Origin of the sequence: Blattabacterium cuenoti (assembly GCF_014251555.1) — a bacterium.
Taxonomy (GTDB): Bacteria; Bacteroidota; Bacteroidia; order Flavobacteriales; family Blattabacteriaceae; genus Blattabacterium; species Blattabacterium cuenoti_P.
In genome coordinates, this window is the sequence record NZ_CP059190.1 from 59,222 (window position 1) to 80,194 (window position 20,973).

General features: G+C 26.7%; 19 protein-coding genes. 10 read left to right on the forward strand and 9 right to left on the reverse strand.

Translation table 11 applies throughout. From position 1 onward, the window contains the following. Window positions 1-4 precede the first annotated feature (4 nt). Together H0H68_RS00240 and H0H68_RS00245 are read right to left on the reverse strand one after the other, a co-directional pair. Window positions 5-676, reverse strand: a complete 672-nt coding sequence (locus H0H68_RS00240) for an alpha/beta hydrolase (RefSeq protein WP_185853376.1) — start codon at window positions 674-676, stop codon at window positions 5-7. Window positions 677-684: 8 nt separating this feature from the next. After that, entirely contained in the window at window positions 685-1,362 is a 678-nt protein-coding gene (locus tag H0H68_RS00245; RefSeq protein WP_185853377.1) for an ABC transporter ATP-binding protein, read from the reverse strand. Between the two features lie 136 nt (window positions 1,363-1,498). On the opposite strand from H0H68_RS00245, the gene sucC reads away from it, so the two are divergent. The 4 genes from sucC (at window position 1,499) to H0H68_RS00265 (ending at window position 7,051) form a co-directional block, all read left to right on the forward strand. Continuing rightward, on the forward strand, window positions 1,499-2,698 hold the full coding sequence (gene sucC, locus H0H68_RS00250) for an ADP-forming succinate--CoA ligase subunit beta (RefSeq protein ID WP_185853378.1): 1,200 nt from the start codon (window positions 1,499-1,501) through the stop codon (window positions 2,696-2,698). A 6-nt stretch (window positions 2,699-2,704) separates the two neighbouring features. Continuing rightward, window positions 2,705-4,198 (forward strand): AAA family ATPase, encoded by a 1,494-nt coding sequence (locus tag H0H68_RS00255; protein WP_185853379.1) that lies wholly within the window; start codon window positions 2,705-2,707, stop codon window positions 4,196-4,198. A gap of 103 nt (window positions 4,199-4,301) precedes the next feature. Continuing rightward, window positions 4,302-6,419, forward strand: coding sequence for an ATP-dependent Clp protease ATP-binding subunit (locus H0H68_RS00260; RefSeq protein WP_185853380.1), 2,118 nt, complete (start codon window positions 4,302-4,304; stop codon window positions 6,417-6,419). Beyond that, on the forward strand, window positions 6,416-7,051 hold the full coding sequence (locus tag H0H68_RS00265; RefSeq protein ID WP_394366743.1) for an endonuclease III domain-containing protein: 636 nt from the start codon (window positions 6,416-6,418) through the stop codon (window positions 7,049-7,051). The genes H0H68_RS00260 and H0H68_RS00265 overlap by 4 nt, the downstream gene beginning before the upstream one ends. 7 nt (window positions 7,052-7,058) lie before the next feature. On the opposite strand, the gene H0H68_RS00270 is transcribed toward H0H68_RS00265, so the two are convergent. Genes H0H68_RS00270 through H0H68_RS00290 form a run of 5 tightly spaced genes read right to left on the reverse strand, consistent with a single transcriptional unit; the run spans window position 7,059 to window position 11,416 of the window. Beyond that, window positions 7,059-7,409 (reverse strand): DUF3127 domain-containing protein, encoded by a 351-nt coding sequence (locus H0H68_RS00270; protein ID WP_185853382.1) that lies wholly within the window; start codon window positions 7,407-7,409, stop codon window positions 7,059-7,061. Window positions 7,410-7,415: 6 nt separating this feature from the next. Continuing rightward, complete coding sequence (locus tag H0H68_RS00275; RefSeq protein ID WP_185853383.1) at window positions 7,416-8,357, reverse strand: SPFH domain-containing protein; 942 nt, start codon at window positions 8,355-8,357, stop codon at window positions 7,416-7,418. Between the two features lie 14 nt (window positions 8,358-8,371). Beyond that, window positions 8,372-8,686, reverse strand: a complete 315-nt coding sequence (locus tag H0H68_RS00280) for an iron-sulfur cluster assembly protein (RefSeq protein ID WP_185853384.1) — start codon at window positions 8,684-8,686, stop codon at window positions 8,372-8,374. Next, complete coding sequence (locus tag H0H68_RS00285; protein WP_185853385.1) at window positions 8,683-10,137, reverse strand: M16 family metallopeptidase; 1,455 nt, start codon at window positions 10,135-10,137, stop codon at window positions 8,683-8,685. Before H0H68_RS00285 ends, H0H68_RS00280 begins: the two co-directional genes overlap by 4 nt. Continuing rightward, complete coding sequence (locus H0H68_RS00290; RefSeq protein WP_202983693.1) at window positions 10,118-11,416, reverse strand: M16 family metallopeptidase; 1,299 nt, start codon at window positions 11,414-11,416, stop codon at window positions 10,118-10,120. Before H0H68_RS00290 ends, H0H68_RS00285 begins: the two co-directional genes overlap by 20 nt. A 154-nt stretch (window positions 11,417-11,570) precedes the next feature. Here H0H68_RS00290 and H0H68_RS00295 point away from each other — a divergent pair, with 154 nt between their 5' ends. From H0H68_RS00295 to H0H68_RS00320, 6 genes are read left to right on the forward strand one after another with little or no spacing between them, the layout of a single operon-like run. Continuing rightward, window positions 11,571-12,854, forward strand: coding sequence for a c-type cytochrome (locus H0H68_RS00295; protein WP_185853387.1), 1,284 nt, complete (start codon window positions 11,571-11,573; stop codon window positions 12,852-12,854). 8 nt (window positions 12,855-12,862) lie between these two features. Then, window positions 12,863-15,826: a 4Fe-4S dicluster domain-containing protein gene (locus tag H0H68_RS00300; protein ID WP_185853606.1), complete on the forward strand. Its 2,964-nt coding sequence runs from the start codon at window positions 12,863-12,865 to the stop codon at window positions 15,824-15,826. Between the two features lie 7 nt (window positions 15,827-15,833). Beyond that, window positions 15,834-17,213 (forward strand): NrfD/PsrC family molybdoenzyme membrane anchor subunit, encoded by a 1,380-nt coding sequence (nrfD, locus tag H0H68_RS00305; RefSeq protein WP_185853388.1) that lies wholly within the window; start codon window positions 15,834-15,836, stop codon window positions 17,211-17,213. Beyond that, the gene (locus H0H68_RS00310) at window positions 17,206-17,730 is read left to right on the forward strand and encodes a DUF3341 domain-containing protein (RefSeq protein ID WP_185853389.1); all 525 of its coding nucleotides are present in this window, start codon (window positions 17,206-17,208) and stop codon (window positions 17,728-17,730) included. The genes nrfD and H0H68_RS00310 overlap by 8 nt, the downstream gene beginning before the upstream one ends. A 36-nt stretch (window positions 17,731-17,766) precedes the next feature. After that, window positions 17,767-18,372, forward strand: a complete 606-nt coding sequence (locus H0H68_RS00315; RefSeq protein ID WP_185853390.1) for a c-type cytochrome — start codon at window positions 17,767-17,769, stop codon at window positions 18,370-18,372. Between the two features lie 2 nt (window positions 18,373-18,374). After that, entirely contained in the window at window positions 18,375-19,607 is a 1,233-nt protein-coding gene (locus H0H68_RS00320; protein ID WP_185853607.1) for a hypothetical protein, read from the forward strand. Here the strand turns inward: H0H68_RS00320 and H0H68_RS00325 are convergent. Then, entirely contained in the window at window positions 19,592-20,263 is a 672-nt protein-coding gene (locus H0H68_RS00325; protein ID WP_185853391.1) for a uroporphyrinogen-III synthase, read from the reverse strand. The genes H0H68_RS00320 and H0H68_RS00325 overlap by 16 nt on opposite strands. Window positions 20,264-20,270: 7 nt before the next feature. Then, complete coding sequence (locus H0H68_RS00330) at window positions 20,271-20,960, reverse strand: potassium channel family protein (RefSeq protein ID WP_185853392.1); 690 nt, start codon at window positions 20,958-20,960, stop codon at window positions 20,271-20,273. Window positions 20,961-20,973: the final 13 nt, after the last annotated feature.

A 20,973-nucleotide genomic window follows, 5' to 3' on the forward strand; every position in this document is an offset into this window, starting at 1 on the left:
TTTTTTATTCAGAATAAATATGTTTTTCTTTAATCCAATTCATAAGATCTTGGTAATTTAAACTATTTAAAGTATGTCCAGATTCATATTCTTTGTAATGTAAAGAAAGTATTTTCTTTTTCTTAAGAAATTTTAATCCTCTTTTTGTCCAATTCAAAGGAATTACTGTATCATATTTTCCATGAGATATAAAAAATTCTAAATCAGTATAAAGATTTGTATTCATTTTTTCCGGCAAAAGACTTTTTTCCAAATATCCACTTAAAGCAATTACTTTTTTTATCTTATTAGGTTTTTTTAAGGCTAAAACATAACTCAAAATAGCACCTTGACTAAAACCACATAACCAAACTTGATTTTCTTTTAATTGATACTCTTGAATAGCTTCATCTATAAAAAAAGATATTTTTTCAATAGTTTTTTGAGCTTGCAAAATATTAATAAATTTTTTTTCATTAGAAAAATCAATATCATACCAAGAATATTTATCTATTCCAATGGAATAAATTCCTTGAATACTAATTATGAAAAAATTTTCAGGAAGATCTTTTTTGAGAAAAAAAAGATCTCTTTCATTGCTTCCATATCCGTGAATCATCAAAAAAAGAGCAGTTTCTTTTTCATTGTTCGGTTTTTTTATAATATGTTTAATAGAAAGTTGATTTTTTAAAAGCATAAAATATTTTATTTTTTATTCATTTGATATACTATTCCATTTTCTATTTTTAGTTTTTCATCAGCCATATCTGCTAATTGCATATTGTGAGTGACAATTAAAAAAGTTTGTTTTAGTTTCTTTCTAAAGAAAAAAAAATTATGTAATTTTTCCGCATTTTTTTTATCTAAATTTCCAGAAGGTTCATCTGCAAAAATGATTTTAGGATTGTTAATTAAAGCTCTTGCTACAGCTAGTCTTTGTTTTTGTCCTCCAGATAGTTCTTCTGGTTTTGAATCTTCATATTTAGAAAGATTTAATTGATTTAATAAATTTTTAGCCTTTTTTTTCACATCGTTTTTATTTTTCCTGTTTATAAAACCCGGCAAACAAATGTTTTCTAATGCAGTAAATTCAGGAAGAAGTTGAGGTGTTTGAAAAATAAAACCTATTGTTTGATTTCTTAAAATAGAAAGTTCTTTGTCTGAAAGAGATAAGACTTCTTTTCCATTGATTTTTAGGACAGTTTTTATTTTTTTCTTTGGAGTAGGTTTTTCCAAAGTTCCTAATATATGTAAAAGTGTACTTTTTCCTGCGCCAGATTCCCCCAGAATACACACCATCTTCCCTTCTTTCACAAAAAGATTCACTCCTTTGATCACTTCGTCTTTTCCAAAAGACTTGTAAATATTTTCAGCCTGAATCATCTTTCCGTTTTCCGTAAATTTAAAACTCTTTTCCGTAAATTTAAAACTCTTAATAAACCAAATCAACAAGTTAAAGGAACATTTCAAAAATAAACGAATTTTAGTTTAAATTTACTTGTAAATAAAATTATTTTCAATGAATTTACATGAATACCAAGGTCGAGAAATATTGAATTCTTTTTCAATTCAAGTTCCATATGGAATACTTGCTTCTTCTTCAGAAGAAGCTGTGGAAGCAGCAAAAATTATTTTTAAAAGAACTGGAAGAAAATCTTTGGTGATTAAAGCTCAAATCCATGCAGGTGGACGTGGAAAAGCTGGTGGTATTCAAATAGCGAAAACTTTAGATGAAGTTTATGAAAAATCGAAAAATATATTAGGAAAATTTTTAGTCACTCCACAAACTTCTAAAAAAGGAAAATTAGTTAGAAAAATATTATTATCTGAAGATATTTATTCTTACGAGTTTAATCCTCCTAGAGAATATTATCTATCTATATTACTTAATCGTGACATAGAAAAAAATATGATAATCTATTCCAAAGAAGGAGGAGTCAATATAGAAGATCTTTCAAAAAAAAAACCAGATAAAATATATACAGAAGAAATAGATCCAATATTTGGATTACAATTATTTCAAACTAGAAAAATAGCTTTTAATCTGGGGATGAATAATGATTCCTTAAAAAATTTTAGTTCTTTTTTGATTTCTCTTTATGAAGCTTATAAAACTTGCGATGCTTTACTATTAGAAATCAACCCTTTAATAAAAACATTTGATAACAAAATTATTCCTGTAGATATAAAAATTGTATTAGATGATAATGCTTTGTTTCGTCATAAGAAATATGCCATGATGTATGATCAAGAAGATCTTGATCTCATTGAAAAAGAAGCGAATGAAGCTAAGTTAAATTTTTTGAAATTGGAAGGAAACGTAGGATGTATGGTCAACGGAGCTGGATTAGCTATGGCAACTATGGATATGATTAAATTTTGTGGTGGAGAACCTGCTAACTTTTTAGATATAGGAGGTTCTGCGGATAAAGAACGTGTAGAAAAAGCTTTTTATCTTATATTGAAAGATCAATCTGTTAAAACAATATTAATCAATATATTTGGTGGAATAGTCCGTTGTGATACAGTAGCAAAAGGAATAATTAATTCATATTCTAAAATTAATCATGATATTAAAATTCCGGTGGTTGTTCGTTTACAAGGTACAAATGAGGAAATTGCAAAAAAAATCCTTCAAAAGAGTTTATTGCCCATTTATTCGACAGATACATTGAAAGATGCTGCTGATAAAATTCAAGAAATTTTGCAGATAAGATAGATGCTTATGAATAAAGTTTTTTCTAATAAAATTGTATTAACCGATAAATATAAACCATTAAAATGGAATGATTTAGTGGGACAAGATAATATTTCTAGAACTTTAAAAAAGGCAATACAAGAAAATCGTTTATCTAAAGTTTTATTTTTTTTTGGACCAAAAGGAGTAGGAAAAAATGCATGTGCACATATTTTAGCGAATGAATTGAATTCTTTTTCAGAATTCAAAGATTTTTCTTTAAATACATTTGAGATTAATGGTTTTTTTCACAATTCCTTGGAGGATATTTATAAAATTATTCATAAATCTCGCTCTTTCCCTAAAAAAGGGAAGTACAATATTCTTATTATTAAGGAAATACATAAATTTTCTAAAGATTTTTTTGATTTTTTCTTAAAATTTATAGAAGAAAAAAATACGCATATATTATTCATTTTTTTCGGAATAGAAGAAAAAATAGTTCCGGAATTTATTCTGTCACGTTGTCAAATTTTTGAATTTAAAAGTCTTTCTGTAAAAGACATTTTTTTTCATTTAAAAATGATTGCGGAAAAAGAAAATATAGAAGTAGAAAATGAAGCTTTATTGATTATTTCTAAGCATGTAGAAGGATCTCTTAGCAAAGCGATTCATTTATTTGATAGATTCATATCCAATGGAATAAAAATATCCAAATGTTATATAATGAATAAATTGGGAATAATTGATGTCAAGTTTTATTTTGAAATAGTAGATTCTCTTTTAGATAAAAATGTTTATAAAACATTAACTCTGTTAAATCAAATTTTACAAAAAAAAATTGACTCTCATAATTTGGTAGTTGGATTAACCAAACATTTCAGAAATTTATTTTTTTCTAAAAATAATGAAACAATTTCCATTTTGAAATTTAAAAAGGAAATCATACAATCTTATATCGAACAATCAAAAAAAATATCTTTCTTTTTTTTAATTCATGCTTTGAGCATTTTTCATCGTTTGGAAAAAGAATACAGATTAAACAATCAAAATTTCAGATTGTCAATAGAAATACATTTAATTCAATTAGCACATTTTTTTTTCATTCATAAAAAAAATCATGAAAACTTTCTAAAAAAGAGTAAAGAATTTTCCTCTTATAAAGAGAATGAAAAAATTAATTTCTTACAAAAAAATTGGATCAAATTTGTACAAAAATTTTCAGAAAAGATAAATCCTATTTATTTAGATTTTTTGAAAAATGAAATACAATTTAAAATTATAAAAAATAAAATATTTTTTATGATTCCTTGTAAATTGGAAAATAGAGATTTTTTATTCATTCAAACCAATTTTGAAAAATATTTCAAGAAAAAATTAAATAATCCACATTTGGAATTTAAAGTAATAAAAAAAGAATCAAAAGAATATCCAATAGAAAAGTACAATTTCTTGTCTCAAAAAAATAAATTAGTAAAAACATTAATAGAACGATTAAATTTAAGAATATCTTCTTCACAAGAAGAAAAAAATCTTTTATAATTAATTAACAAACTTTATGTTAAAATTTTTAGAAAAAAATTTCTATTCATTTTCTAAGAAAATCGATAATATGAATACTAAACACTTTTAATGATTTTAATTTATGATTCATCATTACTCGTCAAACAGTAGAAAAAAAATTTTTTTATCTTCTGCTTATTCAGATGAAGACATTGAAAATGATAGTTCTACTTCATCTCCTTACGGATCTGGAGGAAGTGGAACAGGTTCCGGTTATTATGGAGGAGCTTCAATCAGAAGCAAAACTCCTGTTTTGGATAATTTTGGGAGAGATTTGAATGCTATAGCAATAAAAGGAAAATTAGATCCTGTAGTAGGGAGAGACAAAGAAGTAGAACGAGTTTCTCAAATATTGAGTAGAAGGAAAAAAAATAATCCTTTACTCATAGGAGAACCTGGAGTAGGAAAGTCTGCCATAGCTGAAGGATTATCATTACGTATTGTGCAAAAAAAAGTTTCTAGAGTCCTATACAATAAAAGAGTAGTTGTTTTGGATTTAGCCAGCTTAGTTGCTGGAACTAAATATAGAGGTCAATTTGAAGAAAGAATTAAGGCAATTATAAATGAATCAGAAAAAAATGCAGATTTAATCCTTTTTATAGATGAAATTCACACTATAATTGGTGCAGGAGGAACCACTGGATCATTAGATGCGTCTAACATATTTAAACCTGCTTTAGCAAGAGGAGATATTCAATGTATTGGTGCTACTACGTTAAACGAATATAGACAATATATAGAAAAAGATGGAGCTTTAGAGCGAAGATTTCAAAAAATTATAGTGCAACCTTCTTCTGAAGAAGAGACTATAGAAATTTTAAAAAAAATAAAAGGAAAATATGAAAGTCATCACAATGTACTTTATACAGAAGAAGCTATAAAAGCTTGCGTAAATCTTACTGTACGATACATAGTCGATCGTTATTTGCCAGACAAAGCAATTGATGCTTTAGATGAAGCAGGATCTCGCGTTTATATCAAAAATATAAAAGTGCCACAAGAAATAGTTTTTCTAGAAAAAGAATTGGAAAATATTCGTGAAGAAAAATCCAAAGTAGTCAAAAGCCAAAAATACGAAGAAGCTGCACGTTTGCGTGATACGGAAAAACGTATAGAAAAACAATTAATAAAAGCTCAAAAAGAGTGGGAAGAATCTTCTAAGGAAAATAAAGAAATCGTATCCGAAGAAAATGTTGAAGAAGTGGTATCTATGATGAGTGGAGTTCCAGTCAACAGAATAGCTCAAGCTGAAATGAATAAGTTAAATAAAATGATAGATATATTAAAAGAAAAAATAGTAGGGCAAGATGAAGCAGTAGAAAAAATAGTGAAATCAGTTCAAAGAAACCGAACTGGATTAAAAGATCCTAATTCACCAATAGGTTCTTTTATGTTTTTAGGACAAACAGGTGTTGGAAAAACTTATTTAGCAAAAATTTTTACAAGAGAACTATTTGATTCAGAAGAATCATTAATACGTCTAGACATGAGTGAATATATGGAAAAATTCTCTATTTCTAGGTTAATAGGAGCTCCTCCAGGTTATGTTGGTTATGAAGAGGGAGGACAATTAACAGAAATTATACGTCGTAGACCTTATTCTGTCATATTATTAGATGAAATAGAAAAAGCACATCATGAAGTCTTTAATATTTTGTTGCAAATCTTAGATTACGGATGTGTAACAGATAGTATTGGAAGAAAAATTAATTTTAAAAATACCGTAATTATTTTTACGTCAAATACAGGGACACAACAATTAAAAGAATTTGGTCAAGGAATAGGATTCCATACTCAAGCAAGACAATCAAATAATTATATTAAAAATGTGTTAGAAAAAGCTTTAAAAAGAACTTTTTCTCCAGAATTTTTAAATAGAATAGATGATGTTATCATCTTTAATTCTCTAACACAAAAAGATATATCAAAAATCACTCATATAGAATTAGAAAAAATAATACTTCATGTATCTAATCTAGGGTATAAATTAATTTTTCTTCCTGAAGTAGAAGATTTTATTAAAAATAAAGGATTTGATCATGAATATGGAGCTCGTCCTTTAAAAAGAGTAATAGAAAAATTTATTAAAAATCCTATATCAGAATGTATAATTAGTGAAAAGTTAAAAAAAGGAAATCAAATCTTATTAAAGATGAATGAAAAAAACAACGATGTGAAAGTTTCTATTCAAAGAATATGAATTTTATGATTAAAAAAATAAAAATAATTGAAAAAATATTGGATTTTTTATATCCAAATCCAATTAGCACTTTATATTATATCAATGAATATACTCTCCTCATTGCTGTTATTCTTACTGCAAAAAGTAAGGAAAAAAAAGTAAATGAAGTAACAAAATATTTATTTAAAAAGATTCAAAATCCTAAAGATGTGATTCATCTTTCTATTGGAAAAATAAAAAACTATATAAAAAATATAGGACTTTATAATAAGAAATCTAAGAATATTTATGATTTATCTACTATTTTGATAAATAAATACAATAGTATTATTCCTAAAAACATTTCAGAATTAAAGTCTTTACCAGGAGTAGGACATAAAACAGCATCTGTTTTTTTATCTCATGTATCAGACATTCCTGTATTTCCTGTAGACACTCATATCCACAGAATGATGTATCGTTGGAAATTAAGTGATGGAAAAAGTGTTAAAAAAACGGAAAAAGATGCTAGACATATTTTCAATAAAATAAATTGGAGAAAGTTACATCTTCAAATTATTTCTTATGCCAAAGAATATTCACCTTCCCAAAAGTGGAATGTCAAGAAGGACATAATTTATCAAGAATTATTAAGAAACAATTTGTTATAATTTTAGATCAGAAAGGTAAATCATCAAAATCATCAGAGGATAAAGATGGAGATATAGCAGCAGAAGTTTTTTTTGAATAACCTGTAGAGGAATCTTCTATTTTCCATCCTTGGATAGAATTAAAATATTTAATCACTCCTTCAGGATTAGTCCATTCTCTTCCACGAATATTGATAAAAACTTTTATTTTATTTTTTGGTCTTACATTTTCTAATAAATCTACTTTATCTTGAATAAATTCAATTAATATATTTTGAGGATATGCCTCTTCAGTAGTGATAACAATTTCTCTTTTTCTAAATCCACTGTCAAATTTCTGAGTTTCAAACATCTTTTTAACTTTTCCTATAATTTCCATGAAATTTTATGATTTATTTTTTTTGCTATTGATTTTCTTTTTAAGTGTTTCTCCAATTTGATTAGAAATATTAAATGAAGTAATCATATTATTTAACATTTCACTAGCTGCTCCTGGTGAATTAGGCAATAAAATTAAATTGGTATTACTTCCTTCTCCCATAGACTGAAGAGTATCATAATGTTGTGTGACCACAATCAAAGCAGATGCTTCTTGTGAATTGATTCCTGCATTATTCAATACTTCAACGGACTCCAATATCCCTCTAGCTATCTCTCTACGTTGATCGGCTGTTCCTTTTCCCTGTAATTTTTTGCTTTCAGCTTCTGCCTTAGCTTTAGCAACAATTTTAATTCTTTCAGCTTCTGCTTTATACTCAGCCGCTACTTTTTCTCTTTCTGCTGTATTGATACGATTCATAGCTTGTTTCACTTGTTCATCTGGGTCAAGATCTGTAACTAACGCTTTAATGATGGAATATCCATAATCTAACATGGATCCTTCTAATTCTCCTTTTACTGCAAGAGCAATGTTATCTTTTCTCTCAAAAACATCATCCAAACGCATTTTTGGTACCTCTGCTCTAACAACATCAAAAATGTAAGAAGTAATTTGAGCATGAGAATTATCTAATTTATAAAAAGCTTCGTATACTTTTTCTTTAATCACTTTAAATTGAACTGATATTTTGACTTTTACAAAAACATTATCTTTAGTTTTTGTGTCTACTAAAATATCTAGTTGTTGAATTTTTAAAGTGAGTTTTCCTACTATATGATCCAAAATAGGAATTTTAAAATTTAATCCAGCATAACGGACACTATGAAATTTTCCCATTCTTTCAATAATGGATGCCGTTTCTTGATTAACAATGAAGATGAAACTGGAAAAAAGAGATAGAATTAAAAGAGTTAATATTCCATAAAATAGTAAACTAAAAATACTCATAATTAAAAAATTTTTTATAATAAACCTAGTTCTAAACGAGCTTCCTCACTCATAAATTCTCTACTCCAAGGAGGATCAAATGTTAAAACTACATCTACATTTTTTATTTCTTTTAAAGACTCTATTTTGTTTTTTACTTCTATAGGTAAACTCTCTGCTACTGGACAATTTGGCGAAGTTAAAGTCATTACAATTTTAACCTCTTTTTCATCATTAACTTGAATGTCATAAATAAGACCTAGTTCATAAATATCTACTGAAATTTCCGGATCATATATACTTTTCAACACGAAAACAATACGATCTTCCAAAGAATGATCTTTACTCATTTTTCATTTTTTTTTAATAAAGATCCAAATTGATCAAAATAACGAATAGGATAACCTAACTTCTTTAGACTGGGTAAAATATCATTAGCATTTCCAACAATTATAATTCTACTATTCTTAATAGGAAAGAATTTTTTACATGATTGATGGATATCATCTGTAGTAACTGATTGTATTTTTTTTAAGTAATTTCTATAAAATCCACTTGGAAGATTATTTATTAATTCGCAGATAAAAAGATCACTAATTCTGTTTGGATCTTCTAAATCAAGAATAAATTGGCCATTTATTTCTTTTTTCTTAATATTTAATTCTTCATAAGGAACTTTATACTTTTTTATTTTTACAATTTCTTTTAAAATATCTTTGATTGCTTCTTCTGTCACTTCATTTCTCACCTGAGTATAAACTGAAAAATAACCTATACTTCTATCAGATTTTAAAACAGAATATGCTCCATATGTATAAGCTTTTTTCTCTCTAAGATTTAAAAACAAACGACTTTGAGCTCCTCCACCTAAAATTCCGTTTGCTAATACAGAAGAAAAATATAAAGGATCATTTTTCTTAAAACAAACAGGTGCACCAAAACAAATAGTAGATTGTGTGAGAGTTGGAAGATCCACTATATCAATTTCAGTTTCAGAAGGAACTGAATATTTTTCTTTAGAGAATTCATCCAAATATGATTTTTTCTTCCATTTGGAAAAATAAAGATTACATAATTTTTCTGCTTCTTTTTTTGAAATATCTCCTATAAAAGAAAGATAAGATATATTTGGAATATAATATTTTTCGTATAATTTTTTTAAATCATCAAGAGTTATATTTTTAATGGTGTCATAAGTTTCATACTCTCCATAAGGATGATCTTTTCCAAAGTATAAAACATTTTTAACACGTTGTAAAATAGAATTAGGATCTTTTTCTGAAAGATGAAGATCTATAATTCTTTGTTTTATTATTTTTTCTAATTCTTTGGAATTATCAAATTTACTATTCATTAAAATATCATTCACGATAAAAACGGATTTATTCAAATACTTTTTTAAAGTAGAAATAGATATTTCAAAAAAAGAAGTGTATAAATTAGAACCCATATAATCAATCATTTCATCTAATTCTTCCTTGGAATAATTCTTTGTCCCAGAACGAAGCATTTGACCAAAAACTTTTTTTATTCCAGCTTTATCTTTTTCCAAAAAAGGTTTACAGTCAAATTCTAAACCAACTCTAACCAAAGGAAGTTTATGATTTTCTACAACCAAAACTTTCAATCCATTTTCCATTTGGAAAAATTCAGGTTGTTCAATATTGATAGTAGTTTTTCTTTTTAAAGATTTAGGGGGAATATTACGATTAACAGTATGAGCAAACATAATTGTTGTATAAAAAAAAATTGTTGCAATAAGAATAATTTTTTTTAAAAATTTATTTGTTATCTGGAACATTGTATAAACGAACTCTATTGTTTTTATTTAAATATTTGTTAGCTACTTTTTTTATATCTTCTACAGTTATTTTACGGTATTTATCTATATCGGTATTAATTAAATTCGCATTGTGATAATATAAATAATAATGAGATAAATTTGCAGCGATCCCGCACATAGAATAATTATCGTATAAAAATTTTTTTTCAAAAAAATTTATCTGTTTTTTTAATTCATGTTCCGTGATTCCTTTTTCTTTTAGTAGATCAACTTCTTCATCTATGATTTTCGTTAATTGATCTAAATTAATTCCAGGATTAATAAGTCCATAAATAATAAAAATTCCATAATCTTCCATTGTGTCTAAAAAAGAACCTGCATAAGAAGCCATTTGTTTCGAATTGACAATATTTTTAATGATACGTGAACTTTCTCCATAAGATAATATGTGATCTATCATTTTTAACACATAAGAGTCTTCATTTGTTATTTTTGGAACTCTATACGATAAAAACACTCCGGGTACTTTAGTATTTTTATCCACATATCTATAAAATATTTCTTCCTTAATAGGTTCTTCTTCTATTTTTTTCATTCTGAAATCTATTTTTCCTTTTGGAATGGTAGAAAAATATTTTTTGATTAGTTTCCTTGCTTCATTCATATCAAAATCACCCGCTACAACTAGAACAGCATTATTTGGAACATAATATGTTTTATAAAATTTCTTATAATCATTTTCTGTAGCTGCATCCAAATCTTTTTCAAATCCAATAATGGGATATCTATATGGGTGTTTTTTAAACAATAAAGAAGGAATCACTTCCGAAACAGCTGTTACATATGCCTGATTTTCCACACGCATCTTTTTTTCTTCTTTTACTACTTCTCTTTGTATATTAATGCTTTCTTCATCTACTTTAGCATGAAGCATTCTCTCCGATTCTAACCATAAAGCCAATGGTAGACGATCAGATGGTAAAACTTCATAGTAACAAGTTTCATCATGATTTGTATAAGCATTATTTTTTCCACCATTGGATGCTATATACTTAAAAAATTCTCCTTTTTTAATATTTTTGGATCCTTCGAACATAAGGTGTTCGAAAAAATGAGCAAAACCAGATTTCCCGGGAGTTTCATTTTTGCTTCCTACATGATATAAAACAGAAATAGAAACTAAAGGATTTGTATTGTCTTGATGCAAGATAACATGCAATCCATTCGACAATTTCTCTTCTAAAAATTTGATCTTATACAATTCCTTGTACTCTTTGGAGTTTAAATGATTAAACATCGTTGCTAACATTAAGAAAAAAAAATAAATCCTATACATGAAAAAAAACAAAGTTAAAGATTAACAAAAGAAATTTACGAATTTTTTTTTCAAAAAATGGGATTTTTTTCTTTTATTTTTGTTGAATGAAACAATTATGAATTTGTTTATTTATATGAAAAAAATTTTATTCTCTATTTTCATTTTGTCTTTTTCTTTATTAAGAGCTGAAAATATACAAGGAAATGCTGAAGAAGGGGTAGAACTTTTTAAGAAAAATTGCACAGCATGTCATTCTATGGATTTGAAAAAAAAGATGATAGGTCCAGCTCTAGCTAACGTAACCGAAAAGAGAAGCCGTGAATGGTTACATAAATGGATTATAAATAATAAATCTCTGAGAGAAAGTGGAGATAAAGATGCTATAGCTATTTACAAAGAATATGGAAACTTAGAGATGAATTTATTTACTCAATTATCTGAAAAACAAGTAGATGATATTTTATCTTTTATTCAAAATCCAATAAAAAAAAAAGAGAAAATAGAAAGTCATGAAATAAACCGTGAAAGTGAAATAGGAGAAAAACAATTTTTAACTAAACTGATTGTTTTCTGTTTTAGCATTCTATCTCTAATATTACTTTGGATTTTATACAGAATTCAACTTCTAACTAAATTATTAAGTGAAACAAAAGATCCCATTTTTGATAGGAAAGATTTTCTAATAAATATTTTATACAAGAAAATTTTGGGTAAAAAAAAGATAAGATGGAGATTTCTATCTTGTTTTGTAGGTTTTTTATTTTTGTTAGGAATATATGAAACTTGGAATTTTTTAATGAAAATAGATGTTAACAAAGGGTACAAACCTGAACAACCGATCTACTTTTCTCATAAAATTCACTCTGAAATTAATGGAATTGATTGTCAGTATTGTCATTCTTCCGCAAAATATGGAAAAGTGGCAGGTATACCTTCATCAAATGTCTGCATGAATTGTCATATCACTATTGATGAATATGAAGGAGATTATTTAGAAAAAGGAAAAAATAGAGATGAATACAATCAGGAAATACAAAAAATATATCATTCTGTAGGATGGAATCCGGAAACTAGGGAATATTCTAAAAAAACTTATCCGATTCAATGGATTCGCATACATAATATGCCAGATTTTGTTTATTTTGATCATTCTCAACATGTTATAAATGGAGAAAAGATGATTAAAAAATTTAAGAAAGTCAATTTAGTTTGTAATGCTTGTCATGGAGATGTCCAAAAAATGGATCAAGTAGAAATGTCTAATGATTTTACTATGGAATGGTGTATTTCTTGTCATAGAAATATAGAAATAGATATCAACAATCAATATTATAAAAAGTATTTTTCGAATAAAAAAGAAAGAAAAATAACTGTAGATATGGTTGGTGGAACAGAATGTGCTAAATGTCATTATTAATTAATATTATGAAATTAAAAAATAAAAAAGTAGTTGAAAATTATAATCCAATTAAAGATCTTTTTAAAGAAAAAACTTCTAGACGTGATTTTTTTAAATGGATAGGTTTTAGCACAGCTTCAGTTACTTTAGCTGCTTGCAAAGGACCAGTCATTCAATCTATACCTTATGTTGTTAAGCCAGATTCTATAACTCCTGGAATTCCCAATTATTACGCTTCCACTATGATTGATTCTTTTGATATAGGAAGTGTTTTGGTGAAAACAAGAGAAGGTCGTCCTATAAAAATAGAACCTAATTCAACTTCAAAATACTTCAATACTACTTCAGCTAGAATCCAGTCTTCTTTATTGTCTCTTTATGATGAAGAAAGATTAAAACATCCTTTTTTAAAAGGAAAAAAAAGTTCTTGGGTTAAAATAGATAATTATATTATTCAACATTTGGAAAATATATCTAAAACAAAAAAAGATATAGTCTTTCTTTCTTCTTCTTTTCCAAGTTTTTCCACAAAAAAATTAATTCGAAACTTTAAAAAAATCTATCCTAATACTAAGTGGATTATTTATGATGCTATTTCGTATTCCAAAGTATTAGATGCATCAGAAGAAATATTTGGAGTTCGTGCTTTCCCCTTTTTTGATTTAGAAAAATCTGAATTGATCGTTTCGTTTGATGCTGATTTATTAGGAGATTGGAGTCCAGAAAATATGGGGCCATCTTATGTTTCAAATAGGATCCCTAGAAAATCAATGATGCAGCATATTCAAATAGAAAGTAACATGACTCTTTCTGGAGCGAATGCAGACATTAGAATAGAAAAAAAACCTTCTGACATCAAAAATATGTTATTTGAAATTTATCAAAAAGTTTTTTTTGAAAAAGAACCTAAAAATCAACAGGCAAAAGAAATAGCAATTTTAATTGAACAAGCAGGGTCCAGAAGTGTAATTCTTGCAGATGGAGATCATGAATCTTATGAACTTTCTTTTTTAATTAATAAAAAAATTAAGAGTAATGCATTGCAAAATGATCAATATATCTTATCAAAAGAAAGCAATGATCAAGAATTAAATAAGTTTATAGAAAATTTAGAAAAGGGAAACATTGGATGTTTATTTATTCACAATACTAATCCTATTTATAGTTTTCCATTGTCTATTTCCAAAAAAATAAAAAAATTCATAAGAAAAATTCCCTTAACTGTATCATTTTCTATGAATCAAGATGATACTAATGAAATCATGGATATATTAGCTCCTACACCTCATTGGCTTGAATCTTGGGGTGATATGAATCCTGTTACTAATATTTTCACGCTAATTCAACCTACTATTCAACATATTTTTGATACAAGACAATTACAAGATTCCTTAATTATTTGGGGGAAAATGAGATATAAAAATTATTATGATTTTTTGAAAAAAACTTGGGAAGAAAATATTATTCCTGAATCTAATGTTTCATCTTTTAATGAAGCATTGTTTCATGGAGTTGTGAAAAAGAAAAATAAAAAATCTATTAAAAGTTTTGTAGTAAATGAAAAAAAAATACAAAAATATGGTCAAAAATTAATTAATTATGAAAAAGAAATAAAAGAACATTTTGAGTTAAGATTATATACAAAAACAAGTATGGGAGATGGATATCAATATAATAATCCTTGGCTACAAGAATTTCCGGATCCCATCACACGTACTACTTGGGATAACTATTTAACCATGTCATATTTTGATGCAAACAGAATGAAATTAAAAAATTGGAATGTAGGAGATGGATCTTTAAATGGAAATTGTGTAGACTTAATTAAAAATAATGAAATATTCATTCAGGATGTTCCTGTTTTGATTCAACCTGGACAAGCTATAGGATCCATAGGTCTAGCTTTTGGTTATGGTCAAAAAAATGGGAAATTATCCAAGTTATGCAATGGGAAAAACGCTTACAGGATTTATGAAAATTTTTCTATTATACAAGAAAATATACAAATAAAAAAAGCAGATAAAATACATAAATTTGCTTGTGTTCAATTGCAAAATACAACAGTAGGTAGAAATTTAGTGAAAGAAACAGATTTAGAGACCTTTTTAAGATATCCTAAAGAAATTTGGAATGAAGAAGAAAAAATTTCTACTCATAAAGGTTTACTTTCTCCAAAAGAAATTTCTATTTGGAATCAAAATAAAAATAGAGAAGAAAATAAAAAAAATGGACATCATTTTAATTTATCTGTGGATTTAAATGCTTGTATTGGATGCGGAGCATGCATTATTGCATGTCATTCAGAAAATAATGTTCCTGTTGTTGGAAAAGAAGAAATAAGAAAATCTAGAGATATGCATTGGGTTCGTGTGGATAGATACTATTTCAATAAGAAAGAAAATCATGATCAGGAATCATTAAATAATCCAAAAGTTTCTTTTCAGCCTATCATGTGTCAACACTGTGACTATGCTCCTTGTGAAACGGTTTGTCCTGTGGGAGCAACTGTTCACGGAAAACAAGGGCAAAATATGATGGCTTATAATCGTTGTGTAGGAACTCGTTATTGTGCAAATAACTGTCCTTACAAAGTAAGGCGTTTTAATTGGTTTAATTACGCTAACAATCAAAAATTTGATTTTAATATGAATAACACTTTAGGAAAAATGGTTTTAAATCCGGATGTAGTCGTTAGAACTAGAGGTGTTATGGAAAAATGTTCTTTGTGTATACAAAGAACACAATATGTTATAGGAATGGCAAAAAAAGAAAAGAGAAAAATAAAAGACAAAGAATTTGAAACAGCTTGCAGTATTTCTTGTCCTACAAAAGCCATTACTTTTGGAGATATTAATGATCAAAATAGTCTCATTTCCAAAAAAATAAAAAATCCAAGATCTTATAAACTTCTTGATTTTATAGGAATACGACCTAATGTATCTTATCAAGTGAAAATAAGAAATGATAAAAAAACAGTAAAAATGAAATAGAAAAATTATGTCAAATCACTATGAATCTCCTGTTAGAAAACCGTTAATTTTAGGAAGAAAAACATTCAAAAATATTACTGATGACATATTAAAACCTATAGAAAACAAAGCTGGAAATCTATGGTGGATTGCTTTATTAATTTCTATTTTAGCTTTTTTATGGGGATTAGCATGTATTTTTTACACAATAGGAACGGGAATTGGAGTATGGGGCTTAAATAGAACAATAAATTGGGCTTGGGATATTACTAATTTTGTATGGTGGGTTGGAATTGGTCATGCTGGAACTTTAATTTCTGCTGTTTTGTTATTATTTCGTCAAAAATGGCGTTTATCTATCAATCGTTCAGCGGAAGCAATGACTATTTTTGCAGTTATTCAAGCTGGCTTATTTCCCATTATTCACATGGGAAGACCATGGAATGCTCATTGGGTTTTGCCAATTCCTAATCAATTTGGAACTTTGTGGCCTAACTTTAATTCCCCTTTATTGTGGGATGTATTTGCAATTAGTACTTATTTTTCTGTTTCTGCTGTCTTTTGGTTTATGGGATTAATACCTGATTTTGCTATGATACGAGATAGGGTTTCAGATCCTTTTCAAAAAAAGATTTATAGCATTCTTAGTTTTGGATGGGGAGGAACATCAAAAGATTGGCAAAGATTCGAAGAAATCTCCTTAATTTTAGCTGGTTTATGTACTCCATTAGTTTTTTCTGTTCATACGATAGTTTCATTTGATTTTTCAACTTCTGTCATAAAAGGTTGGCATAGTACCATATTCCCACCCTATTTTGTGGCAGGAGCTATATTTTCTGGATTTGCTATGGTACAAACTTTGCTAGGTGTAGCAAGAAAAGTTCTTTCTTTAGAAAGTTATATCACTAGAAATCATATCGAATATATGAATATGATTATTTTGTTAACAGGAGGAATCGTTTTATTGGCTTATATTTCAGAATTTTTTCTTTCATGGTATTCAGGAAATTCCTTTGAGAAATTTATTTATTTTTCTCAAGAAGCAGCTAAAGGTCCATTTTGGTGGGCTTTTTGGGCCTTGATTATTTGTAATGTTATTATTCCTCAATTTTTATGGATCAAATCTATACGGAGAAGTTTTTTTTGGTCTTATGTTATAGCTATAATTATAAATATTGGAATGTGGTTTGAAAGATTTGACATTATTGTTTTAAATCTTAGTCATGATTATCTTCCTTCTTCTTGGACCGGTTTTATTCCATCATTTGTAGATGTTGGGATATTTATAGGAACTATTGGCTTATTTTTTGTTCTTTATTTATTATATATACGTGTGTTTCCGGTAATCTCACAATCAGAATTAAAAACAATATTAAAATCTGACAACAAAAAACAAGAAAATGAATAAATATGTACATGCATTATATGATAATGATTACACATTAATAAGTAGTATTAAAGTTGTTCAAAATCATGGGTTTAGTATACGTGAAGTTTATTCACCTTTTCCAATTCACAATTTGGACAAGGTTCTAAAATTAAAAAAAACTAATTTGTCTTTTTTATCTTTCATATATGGATTGTCCGGATTTTGTTTAGCAAGCATATTAACTTGGTATGCCATGATATTAGATTGGCCTCAAAATATTGGAGGAAAACCCTCTTTTTCTTGGATCAGAAACGTCCCTTCTTTCATTCCTGTAATATTCGAATTATCTATTTTCTTTTCTGCACATCTTATGTGTATTACTTATCTGATTCAATGTAGGTTGTTTCCAGGATCATTCCCTAAAAATCCAGATTCAAGAACCACTGATAACATGTTTTTAATGGAAATTTATACGAAAGAAAATACTAAAAAATTAGTGAATTTGTTGAAAGAAAATGGAGCCATGGAAGTCGTTATAAAAGAGAAAATGAACTAACTAAAAGTACTCAAAGTAAAAGTAATTAATTTGATTATGAACAAATATTTTTATGAAATTATTATCATTTTAAATGTTCTGTTGTTATTAGAATCTTGTTGGTTAGATAAAACAAAGACAAATACAGTATATATGCCAGATATGTATTATTCAGATGCATATGAACCTTATTCAGATCCTTATTTCAATTATAAAAAAATTAAGAAAATTCAAATTCCTCTATTTTTAAATGGAAAAACTTCTTCTCTTTTTCCAGTGAAAGGAACTATTCAGAGAACTGATTTTTATGACTTTATTTCTGATGAAATAGAAAATAAAGGATTTGATTATTCTAAAAAAATAATTACATATCCCTTTCCTGAAAATATAGGAACAAAAGAAGATGTTCTGAAAAAAGGGAAAAAATTATATCAAATTAATTGTTCTATATGTCACGGAGATGATGGAGATGGACAAGGTCAATTAGTAAAAAATGAAAAAATTTTAGGGATCCCTAATTATAAAGATAGGGATATCACTATTGGGAGTGTTTATTATGTAATTACATATGGTAAAAATAATATGAATTCTTATGCTTCTCAATTAAATGAAATTGACAGATGGAAAATAGCGGAATATGTCATGTATCTAAAAAACAAATAAACATGTATCAATTTTCTAAAATCAATAAAAAAATTATTATTATTATAATGATTATAGGTTTTATTTTCATTTTTTTGGATAAAATTCTTTTAGAAAAAAAGAAAAACTTTTTTAGTTTCAACAAAGAAATAAAATATGAAGAAAAAAAGAATAAACCTTGGACAGGTTTATATATTTCTATTTTCTATTTTACTTCTATATCTTTGGGATCTCTATTCTTTTTAGGAATACAAAATGTTTCAAAATCAGGATGGTCTGTTATTCTTCATCCTATTATGGAGAAAATAGCTTCTTTCATTCCATATGGATTTTTTATGATTTTTATCATTTTATTGTTAAATGCAATGAATTTCATTCATATGTTTCATTGGATGGATTCTGATTTATACGATCCAAATTCTGCAAAATATGATCAAATTATTGCAAGTAAAAAATTTTTTTTAAATATTCCATTTTTTTTAATAAGAACCATTATCTATGGATTAGGATGCAGTTTTTTTTATTCAAAGATCAAAAAAATATCTTACACGTTAGATTTAACACATTCTTTGAATGATTATAAAAAATTAGATCTTATATCTGTTATTTTTATTATATTTTTTTCTATTATTTCCATATTTATGGCATGGGATTGGATTATGTCTTTAAATCCACATTGGATTAGCACTTTATTTGGGTGGTATGTTCTGAGCAGTTATATAGTAACAGGTATAGGATCTATTACGATAATAGCTATTTATCTGAATAAAAAAGGATGTTTCCCTTTATTCAAAAAAAGTCACTTACACGACTTAAGCAAATATTTATTTTCTAGTAGTTTATTATGGACTTATCTTTGGTTTTCACAATTTTTGCTTTATTGGTACGGAAATATTCCAGAAGAAATTTGCTATTTCTTAAAAAGAGAAGAAATGTATAATTCAATTCATTTTTGGATGCTTATCCCCAATTTTATAATTCCTTTTTTTGGATTAATAAGTAGTCAAAATAAAACTAATCCTAAAATAGTGTTCACAGTTTCTTTAATTCTACTAATTGGACATTACATAGATATATACAATTTAATAGCACCAGATGTTAGTAGAGGAGGGATGAAATTTGGAATATCTGAAATAGGTTCTTTATTATTAATAGGTGGTTTTTTCAGTTATATTTTGTTTTCAAATTTAAAAGAACTCAATTCTGCCAAAGGCAATCCTTTTTTCCATGAAAGCAAAAACTACAAATCACCATAAAAATTTTTTACAAGAGAAAAAATTTCTTTTAAAGAAGGATTTTTGGGGATCCATATTTTTTTACGTAAAAAATTTGAAATGAATTTAGCCGTGGTTTTTCCTATAGCAAAAATTTCGGTTTTTGTATTATGTTGTATTTTATTTTTTGAGAAAAAAGATTGGACTCCAGAAGGACTAAAAAAAATAATTCCATGATAATCGGATAAATTTTTTATTTTACGAGGAGTTAGAAATGTTTGATAAACTTCATATCGATTGATATTTTTTTCTTTGAAAAAATTGAAGTATCTATTTAAAATATTTTTATTTCCACAAAACCAATCATAATATTGATTAGATTTTGTTTTTATAATTTCTTCTATTATATCTTGTACATAATTTCTTTTCAAAAAAAAACAATAAGGAAAGTGTTTTTTAAGAAAATAAAATGTTTTGTCTCCCACTACATATATCTTTTTTTGAAAAGAAGAACATTCAAAATTGTATAAAAAACCTTTTACCCCATTATAACTAGTAAATATTAACTGATTGTTTAAAATAGGTTTTTTATACAATTTTGAATACTTTATTGACAAAAAATCATAAGATTGAATCAAAAAATATTTTTTTGAAAAAATAGAAAAATCCACAGATTTAGTCATAAGAATATTAATCATTGCTTAACTATTTTTTATCTTTCAAAAAATTCATTATAGATTTGTTAGAACCAAAGAGAGTTAATATATCCCCTTTTTGTAAAATAGTATCTCCTGTAACTAATCCAATAACTTTTCTTGTTGAGTTTCCTTTGGAAGACATAGGATTTCTTATGTCTCGTATTACGGTAATTAAAGAAACAGAATATTTTTGCGTTAGTTTTAAACTTTTAACAGATTGTCCATTAAAAGAAGATGGAGAAAAAACTTCTGCTATAGAGTGTTTATTATCCACTCTAAAATAATCTAAAGCATAATTAAAAGATATTTGTTTAGTTAATCTAAAAGCTGCATCCTGTTCCGGATGCACAACATCACTAATTCCCATAGCTTCTAATATTGTATCATGTATTCTTGATAAAGATCTACTAACTATTCTAAGATTTTTATATTTTTTTTTAAGTATAGCCGTAGTTACTATTGATGATCCTTCGTTTTCTCCAATAGCTACAATTCCTAAATCTGCTTGTTGAATAGGTAATACTTTATAAGCTGCTTCATTATTAGCATCCATACATACTACATTTGCTATATGATCCTTTAATAAATCTACCTTTTCCATTTTCTGATCTATGCCAAAGACTTCATGTCCATTATCTGTTAAATTGAGAGCCAAAGATCTTCCAAAATTTCCTAATCCAATAATTATAATCTTCATATTTTGTTTATTA

What these genes read in the sequence shown, in the direction of transcription:
- H0H68_RS00270 (WP_185853382.1), bottom strand. Translation starts at nt 7,409, where the DNA reads ATGGAAATTATAGGAAAAGTTAAAAAGATGTTTGAAACTCAGAAATTT.
- H0H68_RS00260 (WP_185853380.1), top strand. Translation starts at nt 4,302, where the DNA reads ATGATTCATCATTACTCGTCAAACAGTAGAAAAAAAATTTTTTTATCT.
- H0H68_RS00310 (WP_185853389.1), top strand. Translation starts at nt 17,206, where the DNA reads ATGAATAAATATGTACATGCATTATATGATAATGATTACACATTAATA.
- H0H68_RS00255 (WP_185853379.1), top strand. Translation starts at nt 2,705, where the DNA reads ATGAATAAAGTTTTTTCTAATAAAATTGTATTAACCGATAAATATAAA.
- H0H68_RS00245 (WP_185853377.1), bottom strand. Translation starts at nt 1,362, where the DNA reads ATGATTCAGGCTGAAAATATTTACAAGTCTTTTGGAAAAGACGAAGTG.
- H0H68_RS00240 (WP_185853376.1), bottom strand. Translation starts at nt 676, where the DNA reads ATGCTTTTAAAAAATCAACTTTCTATTAAACATATTATAAAAAAACCG.
- nrfD (WP_185853388.1), top strand. Translation starts at nt 15,834, where the DNA reads ATGTCAAATCACTATGAATCTCCTGTTAGAAAACCGTTAATTTTAGGA.
- H0H68_RS00295 (WP_185853387.1), top strand. Translation starts at nt 11,571, where the DNA reads ATGAAAAAAATTTTATTCTCTATTTTCATTTTGTCTTTTTCTTTATTA.
- H0H68_RS00320 (WP_185853607.1), top strand. Translation starts at nt 18,375, where the DNA reads ATGTATCAATTTTCTAAAATCAATAAAAAAATTATTATTATTATAATG.
- H0H68_RS00330 (WP_185853392.1), bottom strand. Translation starts at nt 20,960, where the DNA reads ATGAAGATTATAATTATTGGATTAGGAAATTTTGGAAGATCTTTGGCT.
- sucC (WP_185853378.1), top strand. Translation starts at nt 1,499, where the DNA reads ATGAATTTACATGAATACCAAGGTCGAGAAATATTGAATTCTTTTTCA.
- H0H68_RS00285 (WP_185853385.1), bottom strand. Translation starts at nt 10,137, where the DNA reads ATGTTCCAGATAACAAATAAATTTTTAAAAAAAATTATTCTTATTGCA.
- H0H68_RS00290 (WP_202983693.1), bottom strand. Translation starts at nt 11,416, where the DNA reads ATGTTTAATCATTTAAACTCCAAAGAGTACAAGGAATTGTATAAGATC.
- H0H68_RS00315 (WP_185853390.1), top strand. Translation starts at nt 17,767, where the DNA reads ATGAACAAATATTTTTATGAAATTATTATCATTTTAAATGTTCTGTTG.
- H0H68_RS00280 (WP_185853384.1), bottom strand. Translation starts at nt 8,686, where the DNA reads ATGAGTAAAGATCATTCTTTGGAAGATCGTATTGTTTTCGTGTTGAAA.
- H0H68_RS00265 (WP_394366743.1), top strand. Translation starts at nt 6,416, where the DNA reads ATGAATTTTATGATTAAAAAAATAAAAATAATTGAAAAAATATTGGAT.
- H0H68_RS00325 (WP_185853391.1), bottom strand. Translation starts at nt 20,263, where the DNA reads ATGATTAATATTCTTATGACTAAATCTGTGGATTTTTCTATTTTTTCA.
- H0H68_RS00300 (WP_185853606.1), top strand. Translation starts at nt 12,863, where the DNA reads ATGAAATTAAAAAATAAAAAAGTAGTTGAAAATTATAATCCAATTAAA.
- H0H68_RS00275 (WP_185853383.1), bottom strand. Translation starts at nt 8,357, where the DNA reads ATGAGTATTTTTAGTTTACTATTTTATGGAATATTAACTCTTTTAATT.